We start from the raw sequence: 23,239 nt of genomic DNA on the forward strand, positions 1-23,239 counted from the left end.
TCAAAATTTTACAGTATAGTCTTCTTTCGCTTGAATCTGCTCTTCAGGAAGTCCCCAGTAAACAAATTCTTTGTCTAGAGCGGAAGCAAATAAAGACACCACCATGGATTCAAAGAACGATTTCTTTTTCGCATTATAACGCTCTATACCATCGTTATACGCCTGCTTAGAATATGCCAATTTATTTTCAGTATTGACGATTTCTTCCTGCAATTGCATTACATTTTGGCTTGCTTTTAAATCAGGATAATTTTCAAACACCACATTTAGTCCAGATGCAATCTGTGAAATTTGGTTTTCTGCTGCAATGCGTCCTTGTTCGTCTCCTGCGGCTTTAGCTGCTTGAGCTTGATTACGTAAAGCCACAACATCTTTTAAGGTGGTTTGCTCGTAATCCATATATTTTTTTACGGCTTCAATTAACGACTCAAATACCTTAAAGCGACGATCCAGTTGGATATCTATTTGTTTTTTGTCATTATTAATGGCCTCAATTAAATGAATTAAGGTATTGTAAATGCTAATAGCCCATAAAAATAAAAGTACTACAATAATGATTAGAACAATAAAAAAAGTACTCATTTTTCTTCCTATGCAAAATTTCCTACAATTTAGTTATAGATCGAAAATGATAAAAAAAACAGGAAATTCCTGGGATTTTGTTGAACGAACCATAAGAGCAGGATCTGATGAGTAAAAGTAAAATTGGATGGTGTATCCATTTTTCATCTTATTATTTATGTTGGATAGTCTGCTTCTATTTTGCAGCACAGAATAAAGTATATCTTGGACCAATACTTGGGTTGCTGTTTATTGCTGTACAGATTGCCTGGCAGTCAATTAATCGATTGCCTTACTTAAATGCCCTATATTTTGCACTTCTTATAGGATTTATCGGTTCAATTACTGATATGATTTGGCTACATCAAAATTATATTTATTTTAAAGCAAATCCTTTTGGTTCTTATTTTACAGCACCATGGATGATTTGTATTTGGTTAAGTTTCGGATTGAATCTTATTTTGCTTAATGAAAAATTGACACATTACTATTTTATTTGGTTCCTGCTTATCCTTTTTTTAATGCCATTGGCCTATAAAATCGGCGAAGCATGCAATATCGTAGTGATCGAACAAGCTTATCCATTCTATTTTTTTGTAGGAATTACTTGGGCATTACTTTTACCAGCCAGCTTTTATGCATACAACTACCTCAAGAAACTCAATATTATGGACGCGCGAGTCTAGGTCTGCTTCCAATTCGCTAGATTGAGTCAAATGGAAATGATCGTGTATTTAAAATAGGTTTCAAAAATTGTCCCGTATAAGAACACTCGCATTCGGCAACTTGCTCTGGTGTTCCTGTTGCCACAATGCGCCCGCCTTTACTGCCGCCTTCAGGTCCTAGATCGATAATCCAATCTGCTGTCTTAATCACATCCAAATTATGTTCAATAATTACAATCGTGTTCCCTTGCGAACGTAAACGGAATAATACTGCCAACAACTGCTTGGTATCATGAAAATGCAATCCTGTTGTAGGCTCATCAAGAATATATAATGTACTTCCTGTATCTCGTTTTGACAGCTCGCGGGACAACTTAATTCTCTGAGCTTCTCCTCCTGAAAGAGTAGTTGCACTTTGTCCCAACTTAATATAAGACAAACCAACATCCATCAAAGTCTGGCATTTTCTGGCTAATGCTGGAATCGCTGCAAAAAAATGACTTGCATCTTCAACGGTCATTTCTAAAACCTCGTGAATATTTTTGCCTTTATACTGTATATCAAGAGTTTCTCGATTGTAACGTTTTCCTTTGCAAACATCACATGACACATAAATATCAGGCAAAAAGTGCATTTCAACCTTAATGAGTCCGTCACCCTGACAGGCTTCACAACGTCCGCCACGGACGTTAAAGCTAAAACGCCCTGGCTGATAACCTCGCGCTCTAGATTCAGGAGTTGCTGCAAATAACTCTCGGATATGAGTAAAGATACCTGTATATGTAGCTGGATTGGAACGAGGGGTTCTACCAATCGGGCTCTGATCAATATCAATTACTTTATCGCATAAATTTAAACCAGCAATCTCCTTGGCTGTACCTGGAGTAAATAAACTTGCCCGATTTAACAGATTCGCGGCACTTGGATATAAAGTATCATTGATCAGACTCGATTTCCCTGACCCCGAAACACCCGTGATGCAAGTAAGTAAGCCCAAAGGAATACTGACATCGACATCAAGTAAATTATTACAAACCACCCCTTTTAAATGAATCATTTTGTCGGCATTAACGGATAACCGAGTCTCAGGAATCTCTATGGATTGCTTCCCGGATAAATATTGCCCCGTCAATGAAGTAGACGATTGCATAATTTCTTGTGGTGTACCGTGAGCAACAATTTCACCACCATGTACCCCAGCCCCAGGTCCTATATCCAAGACAAAATCAGCACTTCGAATCGCATCCTCATCATGCTCTACTACGATGACCGTATTTCCCAGATTCCGTAAATGCATCAATGTTTTTAATAACCGATCATTATCTCGCTGATGCAATCCAATAGAGGGTTCATCCAAAATATACATGACACCAACCAAACCTGAACCAATCTGACTGGCTAAACGAATACGTTGTGCTTCTCCACCGGATAAAGTTTCAGCACTACGAGTTAAAGAAAGGTAATCCAAGCCCACATTAACCAAAAATCCTAATCGCTCAACAATTTCTTTATTAATTTTTGCCGCAATTTCACCTTTATATCCTGTCATCCGTAAATTTTTAAAAAATACATAAGCTCTTTCAATCGAATATGCAGTGACTTCAGGTAAATTTTTATCATCAATAAACACATGTCGTGCTTCTTCGCGTAATCGTGCACCATGACAGCTCTGACAAGGACGAGATGATAAATATTTAGCAAGCTCTTCACGTATCATTCCCGAATCAGACTCACGATAACGTCGCTGCATATTCGGAATAATTCCTTCAAATGCATGTCGTTTAATCATATACCCGCCGCCATTGGGTCGATGATAATGAAAGTCGATAATTTCACGTCCACTGCCGTATAGAACAATTTGGCGCACTTCTTCAGGCAAATCACAAAATGCGGTATGGGTATCAAAACCATAATGTTGTGCAAGCGACTCAAGCATCGAGAAATAATAAGTGGTTTTTTTATCCCACCCACGAATAGCTCCTTCGGCCAAACTGGCTGTTTGATCATGTATGACCCGCTCAGGATCAAAAAACTGATCAACCCCCAACCCATCACAAGCAGGACAAGCCCCTACAGGATTGTTAAAAGAAAAAAGCCTGGGTTCTAACTCACTGAGGCTATATCCACATTCAGGACATGCAAATTTTGAAGAAAAAACAAGATCGTCAAATTGACCATCCATAGAAGCTACTATTGCGAGACCTTCTGCTAAATTTAAAGCATTTTCAAATGACTCACTTAAACGCTGAGCAATATCAGGCCTGACTTTAAAACGATCCACAACTACTTCAATGGTATGTTTCGTGCGTAAACCCAGCTTAGGAGGAGCATCCAACTCATGAAGCGCACCGTCAATTCGCGCACGTACATAACCTTGAGCTTGCAGCTGCTGTAACAGCTGGACCTGTTCTCCTTTGCGTTCGCGTACAACTGGAGCCAAAATCATCACTTTACTGTCAGCAGGCAAAGCTAAAACCTGATCCACCATTTGACTAATCGTTTGCGCATGCAAGCTCACGCGGTGTGTAGGGCAACGAGGCTCCCCTACTCGTGCATAAAGTAACCGTAAATAATCATAAATTTCGGTAATAGTGCCTACTGTGGAACGAGGATTGTGGGAGGTTGCTTTCTGTTCAATAGAAATTGCTGGAGATAAACCTTCTATCGAATCAACATCAGGTTTTTCCATCATTGCTAAAAATTGCCGTGCGTAAGCGGATAAAGACTCCACATAACGACGCTGGCCTTCTGCATATAAAGTATCAAAGGCTAAAGAAGACTTACCTGAACCAGATAAACCCGTAATTACAATTAATTTATCACGGGGCAAATCCAAGTCGAGATTTTTTAGATTGTGGGTTCTTGCACCACGTATGGTGATAGTTTGCATAAAATTCGATAATTTGGTTTAAACAACTGAATTTGGTTTTATAGTTCGCAGCTACAAAGCTATATAATTATACGCAAAAAAAATAGAGCGTATAGATCAAATGAATATCTTTTAGGAATGAAAAAATCACCTTCAATCTCATTCATCAGCAAAAAATTGTGAGACTCATATTTTTAATTCAAAAACTATACTACAATAAAAACCCTTAAGTTATTCTTTTTAAAAATTAAATCGGATTTAAAAATATGAAGCCATTTTTACAAAGGATTCTGTTATGGTTTGTTTTTTTCATCTCTCCATTTACTCTTTATGCTCAAAGTGATAATCAAATATGTCAATGGGTGAAAGGAACTCTATTAGATACCTTTTCTCTAGATTACACATATAAACCAAGTGATGGCGAAGAATTGCGTAAAAGCTACACTGAGAATGCCTGGGATGCACTCACTGAATTTTTAGGAAATTATCTTCCTATTATCCGGGAAAAACGACTAACACTACACCCTGTATTTATTAAAGAACCATTTATCGCTGAAAAAGGTATTTTTTCTGGGGTTCATTTTTGGCGCGTTAACGAAGTACTGTCCATTCCTGAATTAAACATTATAATTGCTTTTTCCGTGTTAGTTATTGAAACAAGTCCTTTATCAAATGGACGTTATCTGATTCAGAGTATGGACATGGTAAAAAAGGAAAGCTCATGAATATCCTGACTCGTTTCAAATTTTTTCTCTGGACATTTGGTCATTTTAAAGTGCCCATGCTCGGCTATTTAAGACCACGACTGATCCAGCTTACTGACACTGACATTATCATTTGTGTACCCTTAAAAAGGCGAAGTAGCAATCATTTAAAATCCATGTATTTTGGAGCCTTATGTGCTGGAGCTGACTTAGCTGGGGGGTTACATGGTTTTTATCATGCGTCACAGAAACAACTTAAAGTTTCCCTTGTTTTTAAATCTTTCCAAGCGCAATTTTTACGAAGACCTGAGTCTGATGTTTATTTCGTTTGCCATGAAGGAGCAAAAGTCAAAGCAATGTTAGAAGAGTCTCAAAAAACTGGAGAGCGCGTGACCCAACCTATTCAGATCAAAGCCTATACAGATTATCCTACTATGACTGAATTGGTTGCAGAATTTATTTTAGAATTGTCAGTAAAAATATACTCTTAGTCTAACTCAATTTTTAAAACGGGCTCGAAATATACAAAAATTAGTCATTGATTTATCCACAATAACAGGCGAAAATATTACCAAACTGTGATATTGTTAGTGCCGGCTAATATATATTGACAGTATACAATTTATGACTTCATAGGCTATCTGTAATGATATTTGAAGAATATATAAAATTATTAGAGTCATTTAAGCAGAACCAGATATCTAAATTACTGGAACGAATTGACACTAAAATTTTTGACATTCTATACAGCAAGCACGTCAATCCTCGAATAGTTCCTTATTTTCCTTACTATGAATTTTGCTTCATGTCTGATGAAACAGAATTAAAGCCCGGAGCGATATATATAAGAGAGAAACAGGGAAAAATAGCCTATTCAGTCATCACACCAGACAAAAAAACGATAAAAGATGCCATTTTAGAAGAGCTTAATGCCCCTTCACCATTTACATATAAAATTGCCTTGATGACTGAGGGCGGAAAATTGGAAAAAGGCTTATTCTATGTACGTATGGTCGAAACAGGTCTTGAATACACTGTCCTTAATCCCAAAGGTGACTTAGTAACCGCCGTAATCAAAAAAGAAGAGCTCAAATTTAATTTAAACTCAGGCTTTACTCCTAAAGATTTAGAGCCTTTTATGCCCAAGATTCTTGAGATTACATCACAAAGAAACCATACCCTCCCTTTTATACTGGATGCTTTTAAAGCACGAATTTTGTCCGCCACTTCAAGAAAAGGCCATACCTCGTGGGCTCCTTTTTCTAACTATTCTCTTGATCCTGATAATATTTCTCAAATTAAAAAACTAATCAATGCTCTTTACTATGCACGTTTGACCTTTTTAGATTTAGAAAACATAGATGTCAGAAACATAAAACGAAGCTATTCTGATCTTAAGTTACTCTACGGTAAAACAATAGACCTGGCTTATGAAGCAAGTTACCTGCTTACTCATTTAGATGTTGATCTCAGAGAGATGTTTCAGGAGGAATTATCCCTTATTCTTCCTTTATTCAACCAAATACAATCTTTTGCAGAAAAACATGCTAAAGAGAAAAAAGCTATAGTAAAAGCTCTTGATCCCATACCTTTAGCCTATAAAGTAGGGGAAGTTACAGGAATCGCCGTAGATCAGCTACGCCCCCTTAGTGGAGATGTAGATTATAATTTTCTTACTCAATTCAGTGCAGTCTTACCAAGCTACATTGATAAATTAACCCATTATATAGAACAATTTTCTTCGCAAATTAAAGAATCTGAACCCAAACTTAATCAAAAAAAACTGGATGAGTTACAAAAATCCGCACTTAATTTATTGAATGATATAGAAAACTTAAAAGGAAACAGTATTTTCGTTTCACTTAAATTCTTAAATTACATTCATATAATTCGCAATATAATCACTTTATCCATGAGCTCTTTAGAACAAATAGGAGAGCTTAGTGAATCATCTCAAGATTTGGTTCGTGATAAATTATCACAACTTAAGTATGAGGTGTTGCCTACTTTATTTGCTCTAGTTGATAAAATCGAAGATTACGCCATGCTTAAGCCCGGGACTTTGTCTGTTCCTCTTATGGAGAAGATCAAATCCCTGTATGAGAAAATACTTTATCTCCCTAAAAAAGCAATTGATTTTAAGGCAAAAGGAGAAGAGTTACTCGAGATAGAAGACTCTCGATTTATCGAATTAAGATTGGAAATGACCTATAAAAGGATCGATAAAGCCAATAAAAAATTATATAAGATTCAAAAAGCATCTATCGCATGCACGCATTTTTTTGCCCTATTAAAAGACATACGTTATAACAACCTTCGTTTGTATCAACTTCCCCCCGAAATAAAGAAAGAACTAACAAAATACTATAAGCTTCTCAAGCCTTATATGGCCCAACTTGATATCGATTTAAATGAACTTATCATCTCGAGATTGGCAGGTCCTGAAAAAGAAGACTGGTACTCTTTTATGGGAAGACCTGTGCGTTTCGTAAGGAGACAGCTTCCTGCAGACCATATAAGTTTCGTTCTAGCAAAAGAAAGATTATTAGCAGATTTAATCACTAAAGATGAGAACAGTCAGCTTTTTCATATTAATTTAAATAAAGACTTAATTGATTCGGTTCATAAAAAAGCAAATCTGGTTTTATTCCCATATAGTGAAAAAACGAATGTATATACTCTTGATGAGTCAATACCACTGCAAGTCGAGCAAGATAAAGATAAAAAATCCAAACTCACAAAAAAAGAGTTTCAACAGGTTCAAAACGCTTATTTACGTTTTGTGCAGTTAGTAAAGGAACACATAACAGAAAAATCAGTTCTTCATGAAAAGAATTTGGATCTCAACAAGCTTGATGAAAAAGTCAAAAATGAGTGTCAACAGTTATTTCTTGTATTCCAACCTTATTTAAGTTCAATTGTCTCGTCTGAATTTAAAGACTCAACGAAAAGTCTTGAGCATTATTTATCAGATTTATTTGCAAAAAAAGAGATAACAAGTACCCTCTCGATAAAGCTTTTTCAGGGATTGGATAAAAATATCCAAGAGTTCCTTAACCATATCCATTTTGAGTGGATTAGTAAAAATGAGTTCCAAAAAATTCTGGGTGCATATACTCGCTTTGCTCAGATAATAAAAGAACAAATCGAGAAAAAACCACAGTTTTACGGTAATAACTTGTTGTTAACAAGTCTTGATGATAAAGCAAAAGAAGAGTGTCGTGATTTATTTCCTGTTTTTCAACCCTATTTAAAATTTGTAATACCGTCTAAATTCAAAGATTCTGCTCAAAACTTTGAAAAATATTTCGCTGCGTTACTAGAAAATAAACCAATAGAAATATTAGAAGCACCACCTGCATCTTTGTTTTTGCAGCTGGACAAATATGCTCAAGATTTTTTTGCTAAATGGGAAGATAAAAGTCAAACATATTATAATTTTGCAAAAAATATATTCCTTGATGCAAAAGAGTCACAAGCCCTAGCTAGTAAACGCGAAAAAGATGCAGAACTGCATTTTAAAATAATAGAAGGCGATAAATTACTGCAAAATCCTGAGCAATTAACCGCAGATCAAACTCTTGAGATCTATCAATGGTATCGAAATAAGCATAACAAATTTCTGGTGGTGCAAAATGCTTACGTTCAATTTATTACCTTGCTCAGAAAGGAAATAATAGCAAGACCCCAGATTAAGGGTAATATGTTGCTTCTGGATCGCCTCAACCCCAAAGTAAAAGACCAATGTCGTAATTTATATAGTATTTTTCAACCCTATTTCATTTGTGCTGTACCCTCTGAAATGAAAGAGGATGCTTTGAAGTTTGATAAATATTTGGTTGCTCTCTTATCAAACAGAAAAATAAACAGAAAAGATACCCCATCAGTTCGAATGTTCTTGGATTTAGATGGACACTTCCAAGAGTTCTTTTCGCGCATCACAGATGAATGGAATCGAAGAGCGCAACGGTTTTATAATTTAGCTCAAGAAAAATTTACCCTTGAAAATAACTCAGCAGTACTGGAGCCAACCCCCAAGACAGGCAGAGAGCACTATGTCATCCAACACAAAAACTATTCCAAGTGCATTCATGAGTTTAGACAATCCTTATTTGAGATAACCAAACTGTTTAACCAAGCAATGCAGCATGAATTAACACCTTACTCAGCCAGAAAATCAAATTCCCCTGAATTAATCGATCTTTCACCGACAGGAATTTTGCACGATGTGAAAGAAACTATGTTTGCTTCATCCATACCACCATTCCCTGAGATGGAGGATAACAACCAGAGATTGGCTCAGAGCAGACAAGTTTGTGCTTTAAAAGACATATTTAACAGTATGTTCCATTTAGAAGGTATTGTTCTTGAACTAGAAAACTTAAACCATCAAAGTGCAAAAAGTCGTTATGTTTACTATTTATTACAAGCTTATGGACATCTTAATGAAATTATTAAGTCAGCCAAACGCTTAGCTGCAGATCCTCATTTAGGATTCATAGCGCGTGATTTACTTGCTAAGGCCCAAAATCTTTATGCAACCTTCCAAGAACATTCCGATGCATACCAGGTCGGCACTGAACAAGTTCCTTATGGACCAACAAATGTACAATACAATCCACTTTGGTATGTTCTTAATGCTTTTTATATTAGCCCCAAACATATTAGAGCTTTAAAAAACACGAATTACCTAACAACTGAGGAACTGAATGAATTACATCTTCGAGCCAAAAAAGCAACCTTGATTATAGAAACTTTGATTAACAATTCTGATTCTTATTTCAAATTGTTCCTGCAAACACCCAATATGATATACCTGTATCAGGAACTTACAACAAAACTCAATGAATTTACGAGCACTTCTCATGATGGAGTAATGGATAATCTAGAGAAAATGCGTTCTACAGTATTTACTCCAATGCTTCTTGAAGCTGATCGCTGGGAAAACAAATTAGGACTTTCCCCAGGAACATTGTCAGGTCCATTAAGACAAATCACAGATGAATTCTTTAAAGGATTATTACATCCTCTGGACGTAAGTTCCGCAACACGTATACAGTTAGTATGCGATAAGGAGCCTCTAGAGACCAGGACTTCACTCACTAGAAAACAGATCAAAAGCGCAAAAAGATTTCTAAAAAAAATAGATAAAGATTGCCAAGATATTGAAAATCTATACCATTGGTATCTTGAAGTTACAACGCCGTTTGAAATTTTAGCTCTTTCTGCTGCTCCCCAACCAAGAGTTCCGCTGGAGCAAGCTAAAATTGAGTTATGTGCTGCTTATAAAAAAGCATTACCTAAACTGGCAAAACTCAAGCGAGACAAAAAAGTTGAAATCACTCCAAGCCAATATCCTGAAGATCATAAACTTGATAAACTATGTAACTTTGGACTTAAATCCTATGATCCCCATTTTACTGAAATCGAAGCGTTAATCGTTGCAAGTCATCATTACTATCTAGGCATAAAAGCAACCCATCAAATGCGGTTAGATACTGCAGTAGAAAAATTGGGTTACCTTGAGAACTTGGTTCTAATTCAAAAACAAGAGAAAGTGGCTTTTATCGAAAAATATACTACTGAATCGTTTAAAAAACATCAGAAAGCAATGCGCAATCGTCACATAGGCTTACAATACACAGATAAAGAATACAGAGCCGAACTTAAGACTTATTTACTGAAACTCAAAAATGACATTATTGCACAATCCAAAAATGCTGAAGATATTGATCAAAGCATCAAAAACCTGTTGAAAACGGAAATCAGTAAATTTGAGAAAAAATACTATGCGGAGTATTACCATCTTGATGCAGTACAAGTAGCTCTGGCTCAATTTAAAATTTATTTTAGCCACTCCCGAGTCGCGATACACCAGAAAACTGCCTTATTTGAAAGTGATGAAACTTTAGATGTAAAATCAAAGCTTATCAACAAATTGGATGAAATTGCTAACGATAAGACATTGAAAATTCGAGATCGCTTAGACCTGATAGAGAAACAATTTGAAGATCCTCTTTTTACAAGAAATGCAAAAATTATTCTGGCCCATAAACAAGTTGATACCTTAAGTTTTGCTTACTTAAAAATGTGCTTTTTCTCCCTGCTTGAAGCATTAGGTTTATATACCCCAACCCGACAAAAGCTTCTTGATGGAATCAATGATGCTGTAAAAAAACCATCCCCGCTTGGAGAACTCACCAATCGTTTTGGTTTGTTTGCCACCGTCTCAACAGCTAAAGAAGTAGAAACTAAAAGGTATGAAGCACCTTCCTTGCCTATTGCAACTCCATAAGTTTGATCGGCAAGATGAGCGAACTCTGGAATTTTGTATCATTGATTCTGAGCCCCATTGTTCCATCAATCGATAAACTATCCTAAAGATTCTTCATCCTCTAAATGTTCAGCCGCAGCTTTTTTTGTATGATCTTCCGCTAACCACATATACATTGCGGGAACAACAAAAAGAGTAAACAAAGTACCAATTGAAATACCCGTTGCAATCACTAAACCAATATTATAACGACTCTCAGCACCAGCGCCTGTAGCAAAGATTAATGGTATAACCCCCAAAACCATGGCTGCTGTAGTCATTAAAATAGGTCGCAAGCGGATTGCAGCAGCAGCTTTAATTGCATCTAACTTTTTTTGCCCGTTCGCTTGTAAATCATTGGCGAATTGCACGATCAGAATACCATGTTTACTGATAAGACCAATTAATGTAACCAAACCAACCTCACTATAAATATTAAGATTAGCATTACCGATGCCCAAACTAACAAAAATCATTGCACCACAAATCGACATAGGCACACTAATCAAAACAATAAGCGGATCACGAAAACTTTCAAACAAAGCAGCTAATGACAAAAATATGATAATAAGCGCAAAGAAAAACGTGACAATCAGACTTGCTCCCTCTTGAATAAATTGTCTTGATTGCGAAGCATAATCTATATAATAGCCTTGGGGTAAAATCTCTTTGGCAATATTAGCAAAAGTATCTAAGGCTTGCCCCATAGATACACCAGGAAAAGCAACTGCTGAAATTGTTGCAGAATTGAGCTGTTGAAAATGATTTAAAGATTGCGGAACTACTTGTCGCTGCAAAGTAGCAACCGTAGATAGAGGGATTGAATCTCCTGTAGCAGTCCTCATATAATAATTCAATATCTGATCTGTATTTAAACGCGTCTCTCTCTTTACTTGCGGAATAACCTGATAGGAACGTCCCGCGAAATTAAAATAGTTAATATACCCCTCGCTCAATGCTGACCCAAATAAATTGCCAATATCCTGCATGGTTAAACCGAATTGGGATATTTTATCGCGATCTAAATTGATCTTAGTCTGAATTTTATCGATTTTGAGATCAGGATCAATAAAAGCAAAAATACCTGTAGCATAAGCCTTATCTAAAATACGTTGTAAAACCTCATTCAATTTATCAAAAGTTTCTGTCGTATTAATCACAAATTGAATAGGAAGCCCACTGCCACCTCCTGGCAATGAAGGTAACTGAAACGCAGCTACTTTGGCCCCAGCAATCTTATTGAGCTCTTCCTGAACTAACGGCTGTAATTGATTCGATGTTCGTTGACGTTGATCCCAAGGTTTTAAAACCATACCAACTATGGATGTATTTAATCCTTGGGAACCATCAACTTGAAAAATGTGATCCGTTTCAGGATATTTTTTAAAAATTTCATTCACAGCGTTTGCGTAAAGTTGTGTTTGAGCCAATGATGAATTTGCCGGTGCCGTAACTTGGGCAATAATAATTCCCTGATCTTCCTGCGGCGCCAACTCCGAATCAGAAGTAGTAAAAAGAAAATAATTGCTAAAAAGGATAATTGCAGCAAAGACAATAACAACTGGCAAATGATTTAATGTTGCCGACAAAATTCGTTCATAAAATTTCTCGAGTTTTGCAAACGAATTATCAACATAAGTCATAAAACGTCCCTTGCTGCTCCCCTCTCCTATTTTAAGAAATTTGGAGCACATCATCGGCGATAAAGTTAATGCAATTACTGCCGAAACGGTTACTGCACCAGCAAGCGAAAAAGCAAACTCGGTAAATAAAGCCCCGGTCAAACCACCCATAAAACCAACAGGCAAATAAACAGCAATTAAAACGATGGTAATGGCAATAATTGGATTAGCCAATTCACGTGCCCCTAATAACGCAGCTTTAAATCGAGTTTTTCCTTCTTCTATGTGACGCTGCACGTTTTCTACAATAATAATCGCATCATCAACTACCAATCCAATCGCAAGTACCATAGCTAATAAAGTGAGCAAGTTAATTGAATAACCCAAAATGAGCATAATCCAAAAAGCTCCAATAAGAGATAAAGGAATAGCAATAATTGGAATAACAACAGAACGCATTGATCCAAGAAAGATAAAAATAACGACTGTTACAATAAAAAATGCTTCTAATAAAGAAAGGATTACCTCTTGGATGGAAGAATTAACAAATAAACTGGCATCATATACAATTTTTCCTCGCAAACCTTGAGGCAATTGCTCCTGAATTGTTGGAAATATTTTTTTAATGTCATCAATTACCGTCAAAAGGTTAGCTGAAGGTGCCACAACAATACCAATATAAACTGCTGTTCGCCCATCAAAACTGACTGAAGAATTATAATTTTGTGCCCCCAGATCTACAGTAGCCACATCGCCTAAACGAATGATTGCTCCATTTTGAGCTTTAATAATCATCTTCCTGAATTGATTGACGTCAGTTAGATCGGTGCTTGCAGTAAGATTTTGAATAAACATTTGTCCATCGGTACGACCGACTGCTGAAATAAAATTATTATTTGCAAGAGCAGTTCCGATTTCTGCTGCAGAAATACCATATCCTGCCAGCTTCACCGGATCGAGCCAAGCGCGTAAAGCAAAAGTTTGATTTCCAAGTATTTCTGCTTTTTGCACTCCATTAACTGCCTGTAGTTTCGGCTGCACTACCCGAATCAAATAATCGGTAATTTTATTAATGGGGAGTTCATCGCTATAGAATCCGATGTACATCGAATTAATCGTTTGTCCAACTGTAACAGTAATTACTGGTTGCTGTGAATTTGCAGGGAGCTGATTCAATACCGCATTCACTTTAGTGGTTATATCGGACAAAGCTTTCAAGGGGTCATAATTTAGGAGAAGATTTACTGTAATCGTACTTGTGCTAGAAGAACTAATAGACGTCATATAATCAATACCATTAGCCTGAGCTATTGAATTTTCTAAAGGAGTAGTAATAAAACCGGCAATGACATCAGGGTCTGCACCGGTATAAGTTGTAGTTACAGTTACTATGGCATTTTGGGTAAACGGATATTGCATTATGGGTAAAGAATCAATAGAGCGTAAGCCCATTGCTAAAAGCATCAAGCTAATCACTGTAGCAAGTACAGGTCTTTTAATAAAAATATCCGTAAACCGCATTCTTACAATCCTTGGATTATTAATTTTAGCCGAAGCAACTTACTTCATAAGCTCTTCGTATACTCCATTAAGCAGGGGTGTAGCACACTAAATCGTTAAGATATTCTACATATATTTTCAATCTACCAACTTCTGCCCAAGCAGTTCTCAGTACTATTATTTCTCAGTTACCTTTGGTGATACCTCATTACTCGGTTGTATTTTATTGTTAATGATAACGTGGCTTCCATTCTTAAGTTTTAATTGACCGCTGGTCACCACTATATCTCCAGCTTTCAAGCCCTTTAACACAGCAATCTGATCACCTCGAGTCTCGCCAACGGTTACAAAAACCTGTTTGGCTACAAGAATGGGTTGATTATTACTGTCTTTTTGTTTGCTTTCTTGAACCCGATATATAATATCTCCATAAGGATTAAAACTAATCGCTGATTGCGGTAAAGTCAGATAGCTTTTTTTCATTCCTGCGGCAACTTCAACTCGAGTAAACATACCTGACTTCAATTTAAAATCAGGATTAGGGATAGTCGCTTCTACCAGCACATTACGGGTTGCGCTATCTACAATAGGTTCAATGGTAGTGATTTTTCCTTGAAAAAACGTGTCGGAAAACGTATTAGTAGTGATCTTTACTGCTTGTCCCAACTCTAACTCACCTAAATCTTGCTGGGGTAAATAAAAATCCACATAAATCGGATCCAAGGCCTGTAATGTAGTAACAGTATCCCCTACATTAAGATACTGCCCTGGATTAATTCTATTGATGCCTAATTGCCCCGAAAAAGGGGCGCGGATTGTCTTTTTTTCCGTAGTTGCAGCTTGCTCAGCAACCTGAGCTTGTAAATTCTTGAGATTCCATTCATCAGCATCTACGGTTTGTTTACTTACTGCATGAACAGCATATTGCGCCTTATTACGTTTATAAGTAATTTTTGCCAATTCGACTTGAGCTTGTAATGAATGCAATAATCCAAGCTCAGTTCCCGCATTTAATTGCACCAAAACAGCACCCTTTTTAACCGTTGCACCCGGCGTAAAATAAATTGTCTGTACCATACCCGCAAGCTCTGTAGTCACATTCACACCAAGACGTGTACGCATACTACCTACTGCTTTTAAAGAAGGTTGCCATAATGAGGCCTCAACTTTCATCGTGGATACCGTAACTGCAGGTGACTGCGATTTGAGGAAAAATTGATTTCTCATATAATTACTAAAAGCCTTCCAACCAAAAATCAGGCCGAAAAGAATACCCACGGCAACTAACATAATAATCATCTGTTTTTTCAAAAAAATTTCTTTCATCATAGACACTCTTTGACACACCAAGGTTTATGCCACCAGCCCCCACCTAAGGCCTGGAATAATGCAGCCGTATCGCTGTAGCGCACAGCTTGTGCTTGAATACGACTGATTCGCGTCTGTTGGTACTGCTGTTGCGCGTTTAATAAATTAATGTAACTTACTCCACCTAAGCGATATTGTTTTAGCGTAAGATTTAAAGAATCACGTGCTGCATTTTCGGCTTTTATTTGTGCTTGCAATGTACGTGCATCGACTTCCAACCCTCTTAAAACATCCGCCACATCTTGAAAAGCTTGCAATACAGTTTGTTTGTACTGAGCAGCAGTTTGTTGATAAGCCGCAATTACGGAACGTCGTTGTGCCCATAAAGCCCCTCCATGGAATAGAGGCTGGACTACTTGTCCAGTTAATCCCCAAACCTCATGCCTTTTGGTAAAAAGATTTGCAAAGGAAGTATTAAGCCATCCTTCATTGGCAGTAATAGTAAATTGCGGAAATAAATTGGCTGTTGCTACCCCAATTTGGGCACACGCTTGATGAAGTAATGCTTCAGCGGCACGCACGTCAGGACGTTGGCGAACAAGATTTGAAGGCAAACTCACAGGAAGTTCTGTGGGTAATTTTAAACGATTTAATTTAATAATGGGTAAAGGTGTTTCCGGAAAAGTACCCACTAACGTAGCTAAAGCGTGTTTGGCCTGAGATAAATTTTTTTGTAGTGGCGGCAATGTCGCTTTGGTCTGCTCAAGCAAGGTCTGTTGGGTCAATACATTTTCTTGGGAAACACCTCCTAACCGATATTGTTGGTTTAAAATATCAAAAAGCCCTTGTTCCGCCTTGATTAAATCAATAGTAGCATCAATTTGTGCTTGATAAGATGCAATTGCTACTGATGTAGTAACGATATTAGAAGTCAAGGTCAAATAAGCAGCGATTACTTGAAATTGCTGATAATTAACCTGGGCTTTTAATGCTTCAATTTGACGTCGTGCCCCCCCAAAAACATCCAAAGTGTAGGATAAATTAAATGAAGTATAAACAAGATTAAACGTCACACTATCTGCTGGAAAACCTATTTGCAAACCTGAATAACGCTGTCTTTGCACCATCTGACTTGCATCTATTGACGGCCACATTGAATTGCCAATTTGAACCTTGAGATTCTCCTGGGCTTCACGCAATGCTGCAGAAGCCACAGCTAAATTAGGACTATTGGCTAAACCTATTCGAATGAGTTGATTCAATTCCGGTGAATGATAAAGCTCCCACCACAATAAAGGAATATCTTTATTGGTAATAAAAGCTTGAGCTTGGCCACCTGTCCCAGGAGTGCTTACGGTTTTTGCTGGTAGCGGTTTTTCAGTATATTTTTTGACTTTAGGTGGATTGGGTGAGTTAAAATTAGGTCCAACCATGCATGAAGTTTGCAGCACAGTGCTCAGCGATATGAGGATAAAAACTTTTAGATGCTGTCTCAAATCAAACACTAACTACAATCCTTTGCAAATCATCCTATGAATAATTATTAATTTATCATGGAACAGCGTAGCTTGACAGTTTTAATAAAACTGCATTGTCATTTTATTGGATGCATTTTTAATTCAATATAATTGAATAATAAATGAACATAAAGTATGATTGATGGCGATTTGCCTGTCTATGACCATCGAGAATAGTTTCATTGAAGTAATAAAGGAAGTGAATATGCCTGCTGTAAAAGTCACAGGAATGGGATGTTATTTACCCAGAAACAAAGTTCTTTCTACAGAACTCGATTTTCAACTTAATCTACCCAAAGGCAGTGTACAAAAAAAATCTGGATTGATTTCGCGTCACTTTGCATCTCCAGATGAAACAACCTCTTATATGGGTGCACAAGCAGCGTTGGCTGCAGTGCGACAAGCAAATATTAAATTAACAGAAATTGATGCCATCATCAGTGCTTGCGGCGTGGGAGAACAAGCAATTCCCTGCACTTCTGCATTAATTCAAAAACAATTGGGCTTGGAACAATCAGGAACGGCCTGTTTTGATATAAACAGCACGTGTTTAAGTTTTATTAGTGCCTTAGACATTGCATCGTATTTAGTTGAGGGAGCACGATATAAACGTGTTCTTATTGTTTCCAGTGACATTGCTTCAGTGGGATTAAATTGGCAAGATATGGAAACCTGCACCATTTTTGGTGATGGAGCTGCTGCTTGTATACTTGAAAAAAGCAATGAAGGAACAAATCGAATTTTATCGTCGCATCATGAGACTCACAGTATTGGCTCTACATTCTGCCAAATTGAAGCTGGGGGTACACGTTTGCCAGCAAAAAATCCGTTACAGAACATAGAACAAAGCCTATTTTACATGGAAGGTAAAAAAGTATTCAAACTGGCATCCAAATTATTAGATAACCTCATAGAGAATCTTTTAAATAAAGCCAGTCTCTCTATGAATGATATCGATTGGTTTGTCCCGCATCAAGCAAGTCTGCTCGCGATGCATCATGTGCAAAAAAGATTGAATATTCCAACTGAAAAATTTGTTTCAATTTATCCTTATTATGGAAATCAAATTGCAGCTTCCATTCCTACTGCATTATGCACTTTGATTGACAGCAAGCAATTGCAACGAGGACAATTAGTGCTGTTAATGGGTACCGGCGCCGGTTTAGCCGCGGGTGGTTTAGTTTTGGAGTATTAATATGGTTTGTATTGTTACCGGAGCAACAGGTTGTCTTGGACTCAATTTAACTCAACGATTAATCGCAAACGGTCATGAAGTAATCGCTTTAGGACGTAATGTACAGCTTGGTAAAATCCTTAATCAATCTGGGGCACGATTTATAACCCTGGACTTACTCGATAAAGAGAAATTAAAAAAAGTAGCGCAGGATGCCAAAACCATTTTTCACTGCGCGGCTCTTTCCAGCCCCTGGGGACGATATAAAGATTTTTATGAGGCCAATGTACTAGGTACTCAACATGTAATTGAAGCAACGCCCCCCAATACACGATTAGTTCATGTTTCATCACCAAGTATTTATTTTAATTTCACCGAACAACATAACATCAAGGAAGATGCAGCATTACCTTCAAAACCAGCCAACTATTATGTAAAAACCAAATTACTCGCTGAGTCTCTGGTGGATAAGGCCTATCAAGAAAAAAACATGAATGTGATTACCTTACGTCCACGTGCTATTTTCGGCCCTTATGATCGTGCCATTTTGCCTCGCATGCTCCAGAATGAAAAAAAAGGTATCCTGCCTGTTATTGGTAATGGGAACAATATAATTGATATTACCTATGTCGAAAATGTAGTAGACAGTTTACTTTTAGCAGCACAGGCAGAACAGAAATTTTGCGGCAAAAAATACAACATAACTAATGGGGAGCCACAAGCTTTAATGACCATTATTTCGAAACTTTTTAGCGCATTACACAAACCATTGATACCCAAATTTATCCCTTATTCAATTGCAAAAACATATGCTGGCTGCATGGAAAAACTCTATAATCTTCCCTTTATTCATAAAGAACCGCGTTTGACTCGCTACAGTGCAGCTGTTTTATGTATGGGGCAAACCTTAAACATTGAAGCAGCTCAAAAAGATTTAGTTTATCGACCAAAAATCACTATAAATCAAGGAATAGAACGTTTTGCCGAGTGGTATCGAAGATCATGATAGAGTATCAATTATTTGAAGCGGGATATTGCACACATTGTGAGAAAATGACTTTAAAAAGCGGTCATTGGAAACAATATGAATACCCTGCAATCTGTGCTTTAATTAAACACCCTTTCCAAGGTTATATCCTATTTGATACAGGCTATAGCCGCCGATTCAATGACTTAACACAAAAATTTCCCTTTTCCATCTACCGGCGCTTAACGCCTATGGTGTTAAAAAAATCTCTTAAAGAACAATTAGCAGAACATAATATCCAAGCCTCGGAGATCAAAGCAATTGTGATTTCTCATTTTCATGCGGATCACATTGGTGGTTTAAAAGACTTCCCTAATGCCCAATTTTTCTGTCATCCTGATGCCATAAACGACATCCGTCACAAAGCAGGAATAAAAGCATTGATGCAGGGATTTTTACCCGAGCTACTTCCTAAAGACTTTTATGAACGTTTGGTTGTGTTAAAAAATGAAATAGTACTGAAACCAAATTTATCACCCTTTACTGCCGGATTTGATCTTTTTAGTGATGATCAACTTATTGCTATTCCTTTGCCGGGTCATGCTAAGGGACAAATTGGTTTGTATTTTAAAGCAGCTCAAGAAACTTTTTTAGTTGCAGACAGCTGTTGGCACCAAGAAACCTTTAAAAATCTTGTTTATCCAAGTCTCCTCACTTATTTGCTTCATGATAATAAAGAGGCGTATATACAAACAATCAAGAAATTGCATCAACTTTTTAAAAATAATAAAAAAATCGATATTATTCCATCTCATTGCCAACATATACGCGCTCGTCTTTTGGAGAGTCAACAATGATGCTTAGGCTACTTTATTATTACTTTAAGACACATTTTCTTAAAAAACGCTTCAAATCACGGGACCAATTATCTGCTTATCAGGAAAAAAGATTTAAAAAGCTCGTAAAAACGACCTTGTACAAATCCCCTTTTTATCAACCCTATTTGCATAAACCGTTCAATGAATGGCCAATTATCAATAAAAAAATAATGATGCAGCATTTTGATGAGATAAATACGGTACAAATAAAAAAAGACCATGCCTTGAAACTGGCTTTAGCAGCAGAACACACACGTGATTTTTCTGCTTTAATCAATGACATTGCGGTTGGGCTTTCATCTGGAACATCCGGAAGTCGAGGTTTATTTCTTGCCAATGAAAAAGAACGTGATGCCTGGGCTGGCATTTTACTGGCTAAATCCTTACCCAAAGGACTCAAGAGAAAAGAGCGCATTGCCTTTTTTCTCAGAGCAAATAGCAGACTCTATACAACGCTGAGTAAAAGAAAAAAAATTCAATTCTATTTTTTTGATTTACTCGAAAATTTCGAAGATCATATTGATCGTTTAAATGAAATACAGCCTACCATTATCTCAGCGCCAACCTCTGTATTACTGGCTTTATCCAGAGAAAAGCACCGTTTATCAATTACCCCTGAAAAAATATTTGCTGTTGCTGAAGTTTTGGAAAAACGCGATGAACTAATTATCAGCAACCTCTTTCAATGTCAGGTGGCACAAGTCTATCAATGCACCGAAGGGTTTTTAGCCATCAGTGATAAAGAAAGTAATCATTTATTAATGAATGAAGAATATTTAATTATTGAAAAAGAGTGGCTGGATGAAAAGCGATTTGTTCCTATTATTACTGATCTGCTGCGTACAACACAACCAATCATCCGCTATCGTTTAGATGATGTCTTAATTGAAGAAATATCAAACGGAGTTTTTACTCAGCTGGCAGGAATTGAAGGCCGCGAAGGCGATATATGTTATGCAACCAAAAATAATAAAGTGCTTCCGCTTTTTGCCGACCTAATTCGCCAGAAAATGGCATCCTTTCCTTTTGAATTCGAGGATTATGCTATCCAACAACATGCCTTAAATCAATTTACGATCCAAATCATTCCTGATTTATTAGAAAAAGAAGCATTAATAGCTCATTTAAATGAGCTATTTCACTCACAAAATTACGATATCCCTTCCTGGAAATGGCAACCTTTTATAAAAAAAGAATTGGGGGCAAAAAATTGCAGAATTCGCACTCTATTCAAAATTACATCTTAATATTCTACTAATTCAACTCAATACAATTCAAGTCAACTAAAATTCGCAAAATATGCTTTAATTATAATCAATGGGATATTTTTTTTATCATTTATTTGAGTTGAGTTATGAAAATCACTGTAGGGCAAGCTTTATTAATTCTCCTGGCAAAATACCGTAATAATGCAGAGAAATCTAATGAATTGAAGCATTTATATTTGGCGGGAGCAAAAAACGAAACAACTCAATTAGCAATCGATACTTACCTCAAAGATCCTGCTTTATCAGGGTTTCAGATCTCCAGAGCTCCCGAAGATATTACCCATGACAGCACTCGTCGTTATTTTGAGACGCATTTGGCTTATGAAACATTAAGCAGCAAGCTGGATAAACTTACTCTAGCCGAAATCAATCAACATTTAGACGCCGTTAAAGGAACTGCATATTGCTCTTATGCAGATCTATACGAGGAAGTTTTGCAAGGGGAATATTCCCCATCTGATGCCATAGAGCGTGAGTATGCCGATTATCTGACCAAACTTCAGAAGAAAGAAATATTTTCGGAGTTTACTGAGGAACAAAGGCAAAAAATCAGCGCGATAGTCTCTACTGCTTTTGTAGCAATGATCATTGCCTCTCAAGGACCCCATTTACTTCCATTAGATATTTATGGTGAAGGAGTCTACCTGGAAAGAGGAAAAATAACTAAAGCAAATCAGAGTAAAACAACAACCAGTGCACTTGGTTTATTACAAAGCAGCGATCCTGTTTCTTTGGATGATCCAGCTCGTATGGCCAAAACCCAAGAGTTTTTAAAACCTTCTGAACAATCAACATACGATCCTAATGCTCAATGGGTTAAGGATAATTTTTCTCGCCTCGTTCATCCATTCTCAAACTCTATATCAGGAACCATGCTCTGTGAAATACGCGCTTTAGCAAAAATACAAGAGCTTAGGAAATTAGCCGATTATATGGATGCTCAGGCAAAACCAACTGATGACGTTACACCGCCAAGTCAAACAATCGATGAAACCACGAAAAAAAATCAAATCGATCTGGTTCTAAGCATAATGGAATCCGGTAAAGTAACCTCTGAAGTTCTAGCTAAAGCCGCTGAACTCATACATGAAAGCCAAATAACGTATGAAGTAATAAAACACATCAAAAAAACCACTGATGAAGCCCTTTTATCATCCAAAGAAAAATTGGGAGCGTTCCTGGCTTTGTATGTTTCCGCCTTGTTATTTAATGCTGGAGGACACAGTTTACATGAGTTTGTTGCCCCCTTGGGTCTAGCTCAGATTCAAGAAGAGTTTGCTGACATTGACGGTTTTAGTACTTTAGATCTAGAGGAATTATTTTTAAATAGCAATAAAGACGCATTTGATAAAGCCTTAGATAAAGCAATTCGCTACAATGAACATATGATTAAGAAAAGGGCTGTAAAAGAAGAGCTAGGGAGTCTAAAAAAAGATTTTGATAAAAAATCAATACCTCAGTTAATTACTCATTCCAAACTAAGTGTTGATTCCAGAAAAAATCTTTCAGAACTTGCACAAAAAGACCCGTATCACGCTGCAGATTGTTTAAGATTAGCTGAAAAATTGCAACAGATAATGACTCAAAACGATACTCGAGTTAAATCAGAATATTTTTCATTCTTTAGAGAAGGTGCGCAACGACAAGTAATATTAAATAAAAATCTCAACGATGCAATAATAGAACTGAGCAAAGGAAACAAGCAACAAGCAAAAGCAATTATTGAAACCACACTAAATGCACTCAAAGATTTTAAATCCAATGATAAACCTGAGCTAAAGTCTCTTCAAAGTTTTTATGATTTAATGGAGAGTCAAGTCATTACAGAACAACAAATGGCAATTACTAAAAGTTAGAATTGTTTTCTATCAATAACGTCAATAAAATATTAAC

Annotated in this window: 14 protein-coding genes; 9 read left to right on the top strand and 5 right to left on the bottom strand. The window is 36.8% G+C overall.

The features are described 5' to 3' along the window. Entirely contained in the window at window positions 1-582 is a 582-nt protein-coding gene (locus tag Ltuc_RS12050; RefSeq protein ID WP_058521496.1) for a LemA family protein, read from the bottom strand. Window positions 583-689: 107 nt separating this feature from the next. Between Ltuc_RS12050 and Ltuc_RS12055 the strand changes: the two genes are divergently transcribed. Next, entirely contained in the window at window positions 690-1,247 is a 558-nt protein-coding gene (locus tag Ltuc_RS12055) for a DUF2878 family protein (RefSeq protein WP_058521497.1), read from the top strand. Window positions 1,248-1,263: 16 nt separating this feature from the next. Here the strand turns inward: Ltuc_RS12055 and uvrA are convergent, their stop codons facing one another. Next, window positions 1,264-4,116, bottom strand: coding sequence for an excinuclease ABC subunit UvrA (uvrA, locus tag Ltuc_RS12060; RefSeq protein ID WP_058521498.1), 2,853 nt, complete (start codon window positions 4,114-4,116; stop codon window positions 1,264-1,266). A 245-nt stretch (window positions 4,117-4,361) separates the two neighbouring features. Between uvrA and Ltuc_RS12065 the strand changes: the two genes are divergently transcribed. From Ltuc_RS12065 to Ltuc_RS12075, 3 genes are all read left to right on the top strand, one after another. After that, a complete protein-coding gene (locus Ltuc_RS12065) occupies window positions 4,362-4,820 on the top strand; it encodes a DotI/IcmL/TraM family protein (protein WP_058521499.1) in 459 nt (152 codons plus the stop codon). Then, window positions 4,817-5,290 carry a DUF4442 domain-containing protein gene (locus tag Ltuc_RS12070; RefSeq protein ID WP_058521500.1) on the top strand — a complete coding sequence of 158 codons (474 nt, stop codon included), beginning with the start codon at window positions 4,817-4,819 and terminating at the stop codon, window positions 5,288-5,290. The genes Ltuc_RS12065 and Ltuc_RS12070 overlap by 4 nt, the downstream gene beginning before the upstream one ends. 155 nt (window positions 5,291-5,445) lie before the next feature. Further along, entirely contained in the window at window positions 5,446-11,094 is a 5,649-nt protein-coding gene (locus Ltuc_RS12075) for a hypothetical protein (protein WP_058521501.1), read from the top strand. Between the two features lie 77 nt (window positions 11,095-11,171). Here Ltuc_RS12075 and Ltuc_RS12080 read toward each other — a convergent pair whose 3' ends face one another. The 3 genes from Ltuc_RS12080 to Ltuc_RS12090 form a co-directional block, all read right to left on the bottom strand. Then, window positions 11,172-14,255, bottom strand: a complete 3,084-nt coding sequence (locus Ltuc_RS12080; RefSeq protein ID WP_058521502.1) for an efflux RND transporter permease subunit — start codon at window positions 14,253-14,255, stop codon at window positions 11,172-11,174. Between the two features lie 156 nt (window positions 14,256-14,411). Continuing rightward, window positions 14,412-15,560, bottom strand: a complete 1,149-nt coding sequence (locus tag Ltuc_RS12085) for an efflux RND transporter periplasmic adaptor subunit (protein ID WP_058521677.1) — start codon at window positions 15,558-15,560, stop codon at window positions 14,412-14,414. Next, window positions 15,560-17,047 (bottom strand): efflux transporter outer membrane subunit, encoded by a 1,488-nt coding sequence (locus tag Ltuc_RS12090; RefSeq protein ID WP_058521503.1) that lies wholly within the window; start codon window positions 17,045-17,047, stop codon window positions 15,560-15,562. The genes Ltuc_RS12085 and Ltuc_RS12090 overlap by 1 nt, the downstream gene beginning before the upstream one ends. Before the next feature lie 217 nt (window positions 17,048-17,264). Here Ltuc_RS12090 and Ltuc_RS12095 point away from each other — a divergent pair, with 217 nt between their 5' ends. From Ltuc_RS12095 to Ltuc_RS12115, 5 genes are all read left to right on the top strand, one after another. Further along, window positions 17,265-18,254 (top strand): beta-ketoacyl-ACP synthase III, encoded by a 990-nt coding sequence (locus Ltuc_RS12095; protein WP_058521504.1) that lies wholly within the window; start codon window positions 17,265-17,267, stop codon window positions 18,252-18,254. Between the two features lies 1 nt (window position 18,255). Further along, window positions 18,256-19,239: an NAD-dependent epimerase/dehydratase family protein gene (locus Ltuc_RS12100; protein WP_058521505.1), complete on the top strand. Its 984-nt coding sequence runs from the start codon at window positions 18,256-18,258 to the stop codon at window positions 19,237-19,239. Next, entirely contained in the window at window positions 19,236-20,057 is an 822-nt protein-coding gene (locus tag Ltuc_RS12105; protein WP_065236218.1) for an MBL fold metallo-hydrolase, read from the top strand. Before Ltuc_RS12100 ends, Ltuc_RS12105 begins: the two co-directional genes overlap by 4 nt. Beyond that, window positions 20,054-21,325, top strand: coding sequence for a F390 synthetase-related protein (locus Ltuc_RS12110; RefSeq protein ID WP_058521507.1), 1,272 nt, complete (start codon window positions 20,054-20,056; stop codon window positions 21,323-21,325). The genes Ltuc_RS12105 and Ltuc_RS12110 overlap by 4 nt, the downstream gene beginning before the upstream one ends. Before the next feature lie 107 nt (window positions 21,326-21,432). Then, entirely contained in the window at window positions 21,433-23,202 is a 1,770-nt protein-coding gene (locus tag Ltuc_RS12115; protein WP_133138304.1) for a hypothetical protein, read from the top strand. The last annotated feature ends 37 nt before the right edge of the window (window positions 23,203-23,239 follow it).

The organism is Legionella tucsonensis, from assembly GCF_001468035.1.
Classification (GTDB): domain Bacteria; phylum Pseudomonadota; class Gammaproteobacteria; order Legionellales; family Legionellaceae; genus Legionella; species Legionella tucsonensis.